This is a genomic window from Undibacterium sp. Rencai35W, assembly GCF_049340185.1.
Lineage (GTDB): Bacteria > Pseudomonadota > Gammaproteobacteria > Burkholderiales > Burkholderiaceae_D > Undibacterium.
Map to the genome: position 1 here is coordinate 14,259 of NZ_JBMPPC010000006.1, position 12,315 is coordinate 26,573.

Below are 12,315 nucleotides of genomic sequence, written 5' to 3' on the forward strand. Positions count from 1 at the left end.
AAATTCACTGTGCGATAGCGCACTGAACAGAGCAGATTCTCTCAATTTTCCAGTCTGCATCTCAAACCGATAACGTTTGCTACCGCACAGACTATTTATTACGTTGACGCTTATCGTGAACATCAACAAAGTGAACTTCGTTGAAATCATGTTCTGGAAAATCATCAATTTTTCAAAGCTAATTTGGTTGAGTATCTTTGGATGATTTGATATGTCAAATTACTTTTTTAGATTTTATTTTCTGGAATTTATGAATGTCGTCACCACACAAGTATCCTTAAAATTTTTGGCATTTATAAGTGTTCATGCCATTTTCAGCATGATTTTATTTCTGAGCGGGTGTGCACCTATGGTCGTGAACAAGACTGGCAATGATGCGTCACTTATTCCTGCGCAGTGGTCTGTGCAAGCACCGAACGGCGAAAATACTGCATTGCTCCCAGTATCAACAAACGTGAGTCCGTATGGCGGTGGCTTATTGAAATGGTGGCAGCGATTCAATGATCCGATATTAAGCAGCGTAGTAGAGCAATCATTGAAGTCAAACCTGACTATCATCGGAGCACAGGCAAGTTTGAGACAAGCCCGCGCACTCAGGGATCAAGCCGAGGCGGGACTGCTGCCATTGGTATCAAGCTCGGTGTCAGCGCAACACAATACATTGGGCCGGCATACGAGCACTAATACGTATTCCGCTGGTTTCGATGCCAGTTGGGAGCTTGATATTTTTGGCGGCAATCGGCAGGCACTCAACGCAAGTGAGGCTGTCGTCGCTGCAAGTATTGCAAATTTAGGCGACATACAGACATCCGTCACAGCAGAAGTGGCAATCGATTACATTATTTTACGAAGCGTACAAGCCAGACTACTGATCGCCCGAGAAAATCTGAAGAGTCAGGAGGCCACACAACAGCTGACACAGTGGCGTTTGCAGGCTGGACTGGTCACTGAACTTGAGGTGCAGCAGGCGATCGCTGCGGTGGAACAGACCCGTGCGCAAATACCTGTTTTACAAACCAGTTTGGATCAAACGCGACATGCGATTTCTGTCTTGTCTGGTCAGGCACCTTCAGCGTTATCGGAGGTGCTGAGTACAGCCGTAATTGTGCCGCAAGCCGGAAGCGACCTGGCCTTGGATGTCCCGGCTGAAACATTGCGTCAGCGACCTGACATACGTGCTGCTGAATATCAGGTAAGTGCTGCCATGTCGCGTGTTGCGCAAGCCGATGCCGCTCGCTTCCCGAATTTTAGGATCGGTGGTTCACTTGGCTTAAGCGCAGCGAGGCTGAGCGCATTGGGTGATAGCGGCTCCTTAGTGTCCGCCTTATTGGCTGGAGTTACTCTGCCAATCTTTAACGGTGGCGCACTTCGTGCACAAGTTCGGGTGCAGCAAGCCTTGTTTGACCTATCTACTGCAACTTATAGAGCGACGGTGTTAGCAGCACTCGCCGGAGTTGAGGATGTCTTGGTTGCCTTGCGTGATGACCGTGACCGGTTGATATCTCTACGGCGTGCGGCGGATGCCGCAGAGAACGCGGCTGGACTGGCACGTCAGCGCTTTAGTAGCGGGTTGATTGATTTCCAGGTGGTACTGGATACTCAACGAACCCAACTGCTTACTCAGGATGCTGTTGCTATTGCATACGCCAATATCAGCACGGATCAGATTCGTCTCTATAAAGCACTGGGTGGAGGCTGGAGTTCTGGATTGTCTGGGCTACCGGGTTTAACCAGTGCCAAGGAGGCCGTTGAAAGCGACCAACAATTGCCGATTGACGTTAACCTACCATCACATCACTTATGAGTCTCACAATGCCACCAGAGTCACCAGTTATTGCGCCTGCAGGGTCACTAGGTACTCAAGGAACTCCAAAGGGCAAAGATATCAGTTCACTTCTAAAGGAACCATTGGCACGCCCTTGGTATCGTCGCTCAGTTGTTTGGATTTTGCTTGTGTCGGTGGTAGTAGTCGCTATAGGGACCTGGTATTGGCAGGCAAAAAAAGCAGCGAATGCATTACCAGCCTATACAACTCAGGTTGTTGCCCGTGGCAATTTGACGCTTACTGTCACTGCAAACGGAACAATACAACCGACTCGTTCGATCAATATTGGTAGTGAGCTGTCTGGCTCGGTTCTTAAAGTCAATGTCGATGTCAACGACCGTATAAAAAAAGGACAGGTGCTGGTAGAACTTGATCCGGCCAAACTCCGCGATCAGATATTGCGATCAGAAGCCACACTCACGTCGGCGAACGCAAAGGTTATACAAACAGGTGCGACCGTGAAAGAAGCGAAGACAACTATGGCCAGACTTGTGGAGGTTTCTCGGTTATCCGGCGGTAAAGTTCCGGCTAAAACTGAACTGGACACTGGACAAGCGATGGTTGATCGAGCCGTGGCCGACGACATTAGTGCTCGTGCAGGTGTTGATGATGCAAAGGCTGCGTTATCTACTGATCAGATCAATTTGTCAAAGTTATCAATCCGGGCTCCCGCTGATGGCGTTGTATTGACTCGCAACGTTGATCCTGGAAATGCCGTTGCAGCGTCCTTGCAGGCAGTGACTTTGTTCATCGTGGCAGAGGATTTAGCAAAGTTGAGACTATGGGTTTATGTAGATGAAGCAGATGTAGGCGCGGTGAAGATGGGACAGGATGCAACATTCACAGTAAGTGCCTATCCAGCCCGAAAATTCCCTGCTCGAATCACTCGTGTTGGCTTTGGCTCAACAATTACCGATAACGTGGTCACTTATCTGACCTATCTGGATGTCGGAAATGAGGACCTGAGTTTACGTCCCGGTATGACGGCAACGGCAACGATTACTGCAACACAGCGCACCAATGTCTTACTAGTACCTAATACGGCGCTGCGTTTTACCCCGATTATTACTACAGCTGGCACGCCATCAGGTAAGGGAGTGGCAACGAGTCTTATCCCTCGAATGCCAAGTACCAATACCCGTAAGCCTGCTGCACTGAACGCGAGCACGGCAACTGCAAAACAAGTCTGGGTCCAATCGAAAGATAGTAAAGGTATCGCTACCGGCTCTGCAGTGGCAGTGGCCGTCATACCTGGTATCAGTGATGGTCATATGACCGAGATTATTGGTGGAGATCTGCAAGCAGGGATGCTGGTAGTAACAGGCCAGAAGTCGGTGATCGAGAAATGACAGAGTCTCAGAATCCGGTCATCGCCCTCCCGACACATCTTCAAAACACCGATGCGGATAGTGAGCAGCATGGGGATCCAATTATCCGCTTGCGAGGTGTGACTAAAGTCTATGGCAGCGGACAGTCGCGGTTAATTGCTCTTAAGGGAATTGACCTCGATATCAAACAAGGAGAATTTGTCGCGATCATGGGGCCGAGCGGTTCCGGCAAATCAACTGCAATGAATATACTGGGTTGTCTTGATACGCCGACCGCTGGCCAGTACTTGTTTCAAGGTGCGCACGTTGAGGCGCTGTCACGTGATCAGAGGGCGCGTTTACGTCGTCAGTATTTGGGTTTTGTATTCCAGGGATTCAATTTACTTGCCCGTACTTCCGCACAGGAGAATGTTGAACTACCTCTCCTCTATCGCGGTGATAGTCCTGGCGTGCGACGCGATGCCGCATCGAAGGCATTGCAATCAGTTGGCTTAGGCGGTTGGGAGCAACATACACCTTCAGAATTGTCGGGCGGCCAACAGCAGCGGGTGGCGATCGCCCGCGCTATTGTTACCGCGCCAGCAGTAGTGCTCGCCGACGAGCCAACGGGCAATTTGGATACTCAACGTAGCCACGAGATCATGGGACTACTTCTTGCACTAAACCGTGATCATGGCATCACGGTTTTGATGGTAACCCATGAACCAGATATGGCTGCTTACGCACGCCGCATGGTTCACTTCACTGATGGCGGTATCGCGAAAGATGTGATCAATCCCAACCCGGTTACAGAGGCGCCGTCTGATCTCAGCATTGAAGAAAGTACCTGATGCTATTCAGTGTATTCATGCTTGCATTGCATTCTGTTCAGCGCAACATGCTGCGGTCGTTCCTAACCATATTGGGCATCGTGATTGGGGTGAGTGCGGTGATCACGATGGTGACTCTGGGTAACGGCGCGACGCAGGCAATAAAAACACAAATATCCAGTCTTGGAACTAATTTGCTTATGGTTCGTCCAGGTCAGCGCGGTTTTGGCGGCGGCGGTGGTGGCGTTCCTCAGTTCACCGAGGCAGATGCGGCTGCTATTGCTGCGCAAATTGGTGGCGTGGCTGCCGTCGCTCCTCAGGGTAATGCGAACGTTACTGTCGTCGCTAATGGTAGAAACTGGGCAAGCGGAGTGACCGGTAGTACGAATGAATGGTTCAACACAGGCAACTGGCGGTTAACTAGTGGCCGACTTTTTGGTACCGATGAACAGACAGCCGGTGCAGCTGTTTGTATTATTGGTGAGACGGTCAGGCGCGAGCTATATGGCGGAACGGTCGGCCAAAGTGGCTTGGGAGAACAACTACGGATAAAGCAGTTTTCTTGTGACGTAGTAGGTATTCTGACGGCGAAGGGGCAAGGCGGTATGGGCGATCAGGATGATGTTGTTGTCGTGCCCCTCCATACCCTTCAACGGCGCGTTACCGGGAGCCGTAAGGTGAGCACGTTGTTGGTGTCAATGGAGGACGGCGCAGACAGTGTGCCACTCAAGGCGAGCCTGAGGCAGTTACTACGTGAGCGTCGCAAACTTGCTGAGAACGACGACGATAATTTTAATATTTTTGATACCCAACAATTAGCTGAAACACTGTCGAGCACAACACAAGTGCTGACAACGCTATTAGGTGCGGTAGCGGCTGTGAGTTTGCTAGTTGGTGGTATTGGGATCATGAATATCATGCTGGTCAGTGTGACGGAGCGCACGAGGGAAATTGGTTTGCGTCTTGCTGTGGGAGCTCTTGAGAGCGAGGTGCTACTGCAATTCCTGATTGAGGCAGTAGTGCTATCCGCGCTCGGAGGTTTGATTGGTATTGTGATCGCGACTGCAGCATCGTATGGGCTCTCCAGTGTAATGGCTGTTCCCTATCGTTTTGATCCATTCATCAACCTTCTTTCGCTCGTTTTTTCCGCTGCCATCGGTATGGTTTTTGGGTACTTTCCTGCTAGACGAGCAGCCCAAATGGATCCGATTGAGGCTCTACGTCATGAATAAGAGATTCAAAAAATCATGTTGTCTCACTAAGAAAGTAGGTGTTTTATGAATATAAAGGCTGAAGAAAAAAATCTTCAATTAAAGAATGGGTCTGAAGTTTCCCAATCTGGCAGGTCGATTGCAAGTGCAAATACGGACGGAAAAAATAAGGGCGCTACAAAAAAGGTCATCAAGGCAAAAGTAGTGATTAAAAAAAGTATGACACGCTCTCCACTTGATCTCGCATTAGACGAATCATTAACGGAGACTTTTCCTGCCAGTGACCCCATCGCTATTGATGCCGAATATTATGAAAAAAAATAATGACTGTCTGAGGCACTCTTTTAGTTTATTAGTTTTATAGAAAACTAAACTCAAACCAGTTTTTATTCGTCCGCTTTGCCGTAACGCCGTGCAATCGTCTCCCTGTAAGCGGCTTGGCTTTGTGGTTTGATAAAAAGAATAACCACTGACGGAAAAGTTAATTTTACTAATCGTTCTAACTCCGTAACTCTCGTCTCTATCTCAGACGTGTGCAAATTATCTGCAAATTCCATACTAAGCGCGACCAAAATTTGATTAGGTGCCAGATGAATGGCAAGCGCACCGTTTGCATGGGATATGCCATCGATTGTCCCAGCCGCGTGGAGGATCGCGTCGATGATTTTTTGATCCGCTCTTTCTCCTATTAGCAGACTTTTTGTCTCACGTGCGAGTAACAGGGCCGTTGCCGCCAACACCAGACCTAGCAGTATGGAGGCGACCCCATCAAGTACCGGAAGGTCTAATTCAACTGAGAGATAAATGGCGATAAACGCGATGAGAAGGCCAATCAAGGCGGCGCTGTCTTCAAGCAAGATAATGAAAGATGGAGGGTCCTTGCTTCGGTGAATTTCGCTAAAGATATTTTGGTACGGCGTCGTACCTTTGAAGGTCTTTAAGGTAATCCACCAGGAACTACCGTCGATCAATGCAGATATTCCCAACACAATATAGTTGGCCGATACATTTTCAATCGGTGTTGGATTGCTCACGTGACTGATGCCCTCGTATAAAGCTATGCCTGCGCCGAGAGCAAAAACTAGTAGTGCGACAGCAAAGCTCCAGAAGTAGACTTCTCTACCGTAACCCAACGGATGGTCTTGATCTGGGCGGGCTGCTGACTGATGCATCCCATATAGTAGTAGAAACTCGTTTCCCATATCAGCGAGGGAGTGAATCCCCTCGCTAAACATGGCGGAGCTACCGGTCCAGGCAGCAGCGCCAAATTTTGTCGCTGCAACTAATAAATTAGCACCAAGCGCAATATAGATAATCGCTTTAGAAGAGTAGGGGGCGGACTGGTGCAAAGTAGCTTTTCTTGCGAATAAGTATTTTTACTTTGGTTCTTTGACTTCCTCAAACTCAGCATCGACGACATTCTCTGTGTGTTGTTTATCCTTCGCTTCTTTGCTGTCATTGGCAGAGGGTGGCTGTTGCTGATTGGCTTCGGCATTTACCTTCGTGCTGATTTTTTGAATTGCATCAGATAAAACATCGCGTCTGCTGTCAATATCAAGCTTGTCGTTATTACTAATTGACGTTTCTAGTTCTTTAATTAAAGAATCAATTTTTTCTTTTTCTTTGGAGTCCACTTTACTTCCGTATTCCGTCATCGTTCTATTGGTGGTGTGGATGAGACCATCAGCATGGTTGCGAGACTCTGCCAGGTCTTTTAGTTTCATATCTTCCACAGCATTCAATTCCGCATCTTTGACCATTTTTTGAATTTCCGCCTCCGTTAATCCAGAGTTGGCTTTGATGGTGATTTTGTTTTCTTTTCCGGTTGCCTTGTCCTTCGCGCCCACATGCAGAATGCCATTTGCGTCGATATCAAATGTGACCTCAATCTGTGGTGTCCCACGGTTGGATGGCGGAATTCCTTCAAGATTGAATTCTCCCAGAGCTTTATTGCCAGCGGCAATTTCACGCTCGCCTTGAAATACCTTTACGGTAACAGCTGCCTGATTGTCATCGGCAGTAGAAAATATCTGACTGAATTTTGTCGGAATTGTTGTATTTTTAGGGATCATCTTGGACATTACTCCACCCATCGTTTCTATGCCCAGTGAAAGCGGCGTGACGTCGAGCAGTAGCAAATCTTTTTGGTCTCCAGATAATACGGCCCCTTGTATTGCCGCACCCACCGCTACTGCCTCGTCCGGATTGACATCCTTACGAGCCTCTTTGCCAAAAAATTCTTTTACCTTTTCCTGAACTTTTGGCATTCGGGTCATGCCACCAACTAAAATGATATCGTCTATATCGCCGACGCTGATACCCGCGTCTTTCATAGCGATACGACAGGGCTCAATCGTTGCATTGATCAATTCTTCTACCAAAGACTCTAGCTTTGCCCTGCTTATTTTTTGGTTTAAGTGGATAGGAGCGCCATTCGCCATGGCGATATAGGGTTCATTGATTTCTGTTTGCTGGGTAGACGACAATTCAATTTTGGCGCGCTCTGCGGAGGCTTTAATTCGCTGTAATGCGATTGGATCTTTTTTTAGATCAATTCCACTGAGTTTTTTGAATTCATCAATGATGTAGTCAATAATCCTTTGATCAAAATCTTCACCACCAAGAAAGGTATCGCCGTTGGTCGACAACACCTCAAACTGACGCTCACCCTCGACCTCGGCGATCTCAATGATTGACACGTCAAATGTACCTCCACCTAAGTCATACACTGCTATTTTTCTATCACCACTTTCTTTTTTATCCATACCAAAGGCAAGCGCTGCGGCAGTAGGTTCGTTGATAATCCGCTTGACGTTCAGCCCGGCGATACGGCCAGCATCTTTGGTTGCCTGACGTTGGGCATCATTAAAATAAGCTGGCACGGTGATGACTGCTTCAGTAACTTCTTCTCCCAGATAGTCTTCTGCCGTTTTTTTCATTTTTCGGAGAACCTCTGCAGAAATCTGAGGCGGAGCTAACTTTTTATCTCGAACCGAGATCCACGCATCGCCGTTCTCTGCTTTCATAATTTTGAAGGGCATTAAGGCTATGTCTTTCTGAACCTCTTTTTCTTCGAATTTTCGACCGATAAGGCGTTTCACTGCAAATAAGGTGTTCTGTGGATTCGTCACCGCCTGTCTTTTTGCAGGGGCACCGACCAAAATTTCACCATCCTCTTGATAGGCAATGATCGATGGCGTTGTGCGGACGCCCTCAGCATTTTCAATGACTTTAGGTTGCCCATTTTCAATAATCGCGACACATGAATTGGTTGTGCCAAGATCGATTCCGATAATTTTACTCATGATGATTTCCCAGGTGGTCGCGTTCAAATACGCTATATGAATGAATTGGCAGGTCAGTGGTAATTAGAAAATTCAGCGTGAACGAGAAAGATTGGTTGGTCTGTACGTTACCAATCATAGGGAAAATATTTAGGTTTATTTTGCAATCGCTTCACCTATAAGCTACCTGCTCATAATTACATTTATTTTCCTCTTCATTCAATTATTGAACTATCGATTACCTCACTCCCCGAAAATAAGTAAACATAATCATTTTGAAGAGAAATAGATTCCGGAGTTCTATTGAATATTTCGGGCGTATGGCGATCAACATATCTTGCCTGGGTTCGCTAACGCACAGAAATAACTTCGCGTTCCACGCATAATCAGTAAAAAATTGCGCGAAACTTAAATATCTATACCTTAAAGGAGTAGCGTATGGATCGTCGTCAGTTTATTCAGGTAGCTGGGGGTGGAATTATCTTTTCAGCCGCTGTGGCATCTACAGGATGTACTCAACACATGCCTGCCGCCGCTGTGGCTCCATGGAATGCTCCAGGACAGGAAACCGATGTTAGACGCTGGATACTCAGTTACGCAATCCTGGCACCGCACTCGCACAATTTGCAATCATGGTTAGTGGATTTGCGTACACCTGACGAAATTCTGCTGCGCTGTGATCTGGCTCGTCTGCTTCCCGAAGCCGATCCATTTTCGCGACAGATAATGATGAGTCATGGTGCTTTCCTTGAATTATTAGATTTGGCAGCACGCGAGCGCGGTATGAGAGCTGATATCTTCTTATTTCCAGAGGGCTCGTTTGGCCCGAACGACATCGATCAGCGACCAGTTGCACGAATTCGCTTGGTCACCGATTTCAAAGTAACCAGAGATTCTTTATTCGCCCAAATACTGCATCGTCGCACAAATCGAAGTAAATATGATGCAGCGCGCCTGGTGCCACGTGAGGCATGGCAGACAATGACCGAGATTATAAAATCGTATCCCATGCATTTTGGATTTGTCGGGCTGGATCAGCCGGATTTGATCCGGCGTCATCGCGCTATTGCTGCCGAAGCATGGCGCATAGAACTCAGCACGCCACGAGTAGTCATGGAAACATACAAAGTACTGCGTATAGGGGAGGCTGAGATTGAACAGCATCGGGACGGTTTAGTTGTGTTGGATCGAATTCCTGTGCTGATGAGTAAACTCGGCCTGTTCGATCGCACTAAATCACCTGCGCCGGATGATTATGCTACTACCAGCCAGGTTAAAGACTTTAATATCAGACTTGACTCAACGCCAGGCTTTTTGTGGATGGTCACTGATAGTAACGACCGATCGACCCAGATTAATGCCGGCCGTGCCTACGTCCGAGTGCAGCTTGCTGCCACCGCCGTCGGCATCGCATTGCAACCGCTCTCGCAGGCCCTGCAGGAATATCCAGAACAGGCAAAGCCATACGCTGACATCCGCAGCTTACTAGGTTTGTCACAACCAAACCGTGTCGTACAGATGTGGGCTCGTGTCGGCTTTGCGCCAAGCGTCGGGCCTGCGCCACGCCGGGGATTGGATGCTCAACTGGTAAGGATCTGAATCTATGGTGATACTGACTTATTTTCTACTGGTGACTGCTTTAATCATTACTATTGCATTGACGCTTGCGCGATCGAAATGGCGGCGTGAGACCTTGACGCTACGTAACAAGATGAAATCTGCTCAAATAGCTTTCGCCAAGCAATTCTATGATCCTCGTGAAATAGAAAACCTACCTCTTCCCGTGAGACGCTATTTTTTAAACGCGTTGCAAGAAGGACAGGCCATGATTTCCAGAGTTCGCTTTAAGCAGCAAGGGGAGTTTCGGCAAAACGAAAAGAGTGCTACCTGGCAGCCGTTCCATGCGACACAGTGTGTGACAACGAATCCACCAGGATTTGACTGGGATGCACGTATCAGGATGGCTCCTGGTATTGATGTTTGGGTGCGGGATGCTTATGTCGTTGGCGGCGGTTCTTTACGTGCAGCGATATTTGGATTCTTCACCGTTGCAGAACAAAGTAATACGGAGGCATCGTCTCGGGGCGAACTAATGCGTTACCTTGCCGAGGCAGCATGGTATCCAACCGCGTTACTACCAAATCAGGGTATAAGGTGGGATACCATCGACGACAGCTCTGCAAGAGCGACCATCAGCGACGGCACAATAACGATCTCGCTGAATTTTACGTTTGGGGTGGATGGCTTGATTACTTCAGTATGGACTGAATCCCGCCCACGGACATCAACGGATTCTTCGCCATGGACGTGTCATTATCATGGCTACGAAGATCAAGCTGGCATGCGTGTCCCGATCACCGGCGAAGTCGAATGGGAGTTGTCAGGAGAACCCGCGCCCTACCTCAAGGGGCGTATGACTCACATCGAATATGAGTATTGACTTATGATTTCAAAACTGTACGTTGAGAACTGAACATTATTCAAAATCACTGTTCGTATTGAACCGATATCAATTTTTGATAGGCACTTTGTATTCCCCTTAATTCTCTTTTCTAATCGTTTTAATACCGACCTCCATACATTCGTACAACCCACTACGGAGGACATCCTCAAAAAGAACTGCGAGCTGACTCAGTGAAGGTTGCCTCCGGTAGTATCCAATGATGTTGGAGCATGCGAGCAGAGAAGAATCGCTGAAATACATGATGGTGTGGGATGCGACAACTTTGGCTTTTGCGCGGTAATATGTATCACTAGTCCTGTTTGCTGGCTCAAAGTCGATAATACCTCGATAGCGTAAGTGCCTTCGCGTCAATGAAAGTGAAGTATGAAGACAAGTGAAAAGAAGTCAGCTCGCACAGCGAACACTTCAATGGTAATTGGTCGACCCTGGTTGTTATTGGCTCTAGCGTGTCATACGCAAGTATCCTATGCGGCAGACTCTATCTCTGCTGGAAAAGCTTTATATGCGAGTTTGGCATGCGCATCTTGTCACGCAGTGGGGCCGGGCGCGAGGGCTGGGTTTGGGCCGCAGTTAAATGGGATTTTCGGGCGGGTAGCAGGCAGCACTGTTGATTATAAAGAGCGCTATTCGGCTGCAATGAAACAATCTGGTATCGTCTGGTCTGAACAATCTTTGACGAAATTTATTAACTCACCTAGTGATCTGGTTCCCGGTACAAAAATGAGATTTTGGGGTCTCAGCGATAAGAAGAAAGTCGCTGACTTACTAGCCTATTTGCGTAGCTTTCCGGTCGATCCAAAATAAAATTACTCAACGTAGATGCCGCCCTAAAACTAGCGAGCTGTACTAAGCCGCTAAGTCCTAACATTGTATTCACAATCGTCGTCCATTGACGATATTTGAATTAGTACGGTCAAGACAGTAGCGGCATACAGTGTGACATTACATTGTTTACATCGCTTATCAGACTAGCTTAACCACCTGGCAGTACTCATTATTTCAGCAAAAAATTCTTTCAGTGCAGAGGCGGACATAAGGTATGGATCGAATTCTGCGGTTGATGAGTATTTCAAGAATAAAGCTGAGTTCTCAGTAGTCGCAGCGATTAGTCCCATGTTCCAATTTGTGAACTGACGTTGAGTAATCTCTTCTAGCGACAAAACTTCAGGTTTAATGTGGCGCTTATCTTTTAAAATATGATGATAAAGGGCGTTGACGGACGAACGTTCTCCCTCCAGGCATTGTAAAAATATACCGTTTGATAAACTAAGTGCTCCGGTCACAGCGAGTTGTTGGTTATTCTTTCGAGAACTAGCCAAAATATCCTTCACATCGGCAGGGCCTAAATTGATTGCGCGGCTCGCATAGATCAAACGAATCATCATAAACAAATA

The 12,315-nt window shown here is 47.5% G+C and carries 11 protein-coding genes; 8 read left to right on the forward strand and 3 right to left on the reverse strand.

The genetic code is table 11. The annotated features are described in order from the left end of the window. Nucleotides 1–319: 319 nt before the first annotated feature. From ACO0K3_RS13960 to ACO0K3_RS13980, 5 genes are read left to right on the forward strand one after another with little or no spacing between them, the layout of a single operon-like run. Nucleotides 320–1,804, forward strand: a complete 1,485-nt coding sequence (locus ACO0K3_RS13960; protein WP_422985569.1) for an efflux transporter outer membrane subunit — start codon at nucleotides 320–322, stop codon at nucleotides 1,802–1,804. Continuing rightward, nucleotides 1,801–3,174: an efflux RND transporter periplasmic adaptor subunit gene (locus ACO0K3_RS13965; protein WP_422985571.1), complete on the forward strand. Its 1,374-nt coding sequence runs from the start codon at nucleotides 1,801–1,803 to the stop codon at nucleotides 3,172–3,174. Before ACO0K3_RS13960 ends, ACO0K3_RS13965 begins: the two co-directional genes overlap by 4 nt. After that, nucleotides 3,171–3,983, forward strand: a complete 813-nt coding sequence (locus ACO0K3_RS13970) for an ABC transporter ATP-binding protein (protein ID WP_422985573.1) — start codon at nucleotides 3,171–3,173, stop codon at nucleotides 3,981–3,983. The genes ACO0K3_RS13965 and ACO0K3_RS13970 overlap by 4 nt, the downstream gene beginning before the upstream one ends. Next, nucleotides 3,983–5,194, forward strand: coding sequence for an ABC transporter permease (locus ACO0K3_RS13975; protein WP_422985575.1), 1,212 nt, complete (start codon nucleotides 3,983–3,985; stop codon nucleotides 5,192–5,194). The genes ACO0K3_RS13970 and ACO0K3_RS13975 overlap by 1 nt, the downstream gene beginning before the upstream one ends. A gap of 45 nt (nucleotides 5,195–5,239) precedes the next feature. Then, nucleotides 5,240–5,497 carry a hypothetical protein gene (locus ACO0K3_RS13980; protein WP_422985577.1) on the forward strand — a complete coding sequence of 86 codons (258 nt, stop codon included), beginning with the start codon at nucleotides 5,240–5,242 and terminating at the stop codon, nucleotides 5,495–5,497. A gap of 62 nt (nucleotides 5,498–5,559) precedes the next feature. Here ACO0K3_RS13980 and ACO0K3_RS13985 read toward each other — a convergent pair whose 3' ends face one another. Together ACO0K3_RS13985 and dnaK are read right to left on the reverse strand one after the other, a co-directional pair. Further along, the gene (locus ACO0K3_RS13985) at nucleotides 5,560–6,522 is read right to left on the reverse strand and encodes a cation diffusion facilitator family transporter (RefSeq protein ID WP_422985579.1); all 963 of its coding nucleotides are present in this window, start codon (nucleotides 6,520–6,522) and stop codon (nucleotides 5,560–5,562) included. Nucleotides 6,523–6,549: 27 nt separating this feature from the next. Beyond that, nucleotides 6,550–8,478 (reverse strand): molecular chaperone DnaK, encoded by a 1,929-nt coding sequence (dnaK, locus tag ACO0K3_RS13990; protein ID WP_422985581.1) that lies wholly within the window; start codon nucleotides 8,476–8,478, stop codon nucleotides 6,550–6,552. Nucleotides 8,479–8,895: 417 nt separating this feature from the next. Between dnaK and ACO0K3_RS13995 the strand changes: the two genes are divergently transcribed. The 3 genes from ACO0K3_RS13995 (at nucleotide 8,896) to ACO0K3_RS14005 (ending at nucleotide 11,725) form a co-directional block, all read left to right on the forward strand. Next, nucleotides 8,896–10,056, forward strand: a complete 1,161-nt coding sequence (locus ACO0K3_RS13995; protein WP_422985583.1) for an Acg family FMN-binding oxidoreductase — start codon at nucleotides 8,896–8,898, stop codon at nucleotides 10,054–10,056. A 4-nt stretch (nucleotides 10,057–10,060) separates the two neighbouring features. Next, complete coding sequence (locus ACO0K3_RS14000) at nucleotides 10,061–10,897, forward strand: DUF6920 family protein (RefSeq protein WP_422985585.1); 837 nt, start codon at nucleotides 10,061–10,063, stop codon at nucleotides 10,895–10,897. Between the two features lie 432 nt (nucleotides 10,898–11,329). Next, nucleotides 11,330–11,725: a c-type cytochrome gene (locus tag ACO0K3_RS14005; protein WP_422985959.1), complete on the forward strand. Its 396-nt coding sequence runs from the start codon at nucleotides 11,330–11,332 to the stop codon at nucleotides 11,723–11,725. A 164-nt stretch (nucleotides 11,726–11,889) separates the two neighbouring features. Here the strand turns inward: ACO0K3_RS14005 and ACO0K3_RS14010 are convergent, their stop codons facing one another. Next, nucleotides 11,890–12,306, reverse strand: coding sequence for a BLUF domain-containing protein (locus tag ACO0K3_RS14010; protein ID WP_422985587.1), 417 nt, complete (start codon nucleotides 12,304–12,306; stop codon nucleotides 11,890–11,892). Nucleotides 12,307–12,315 lie beyond the last annotated feature (9 nt).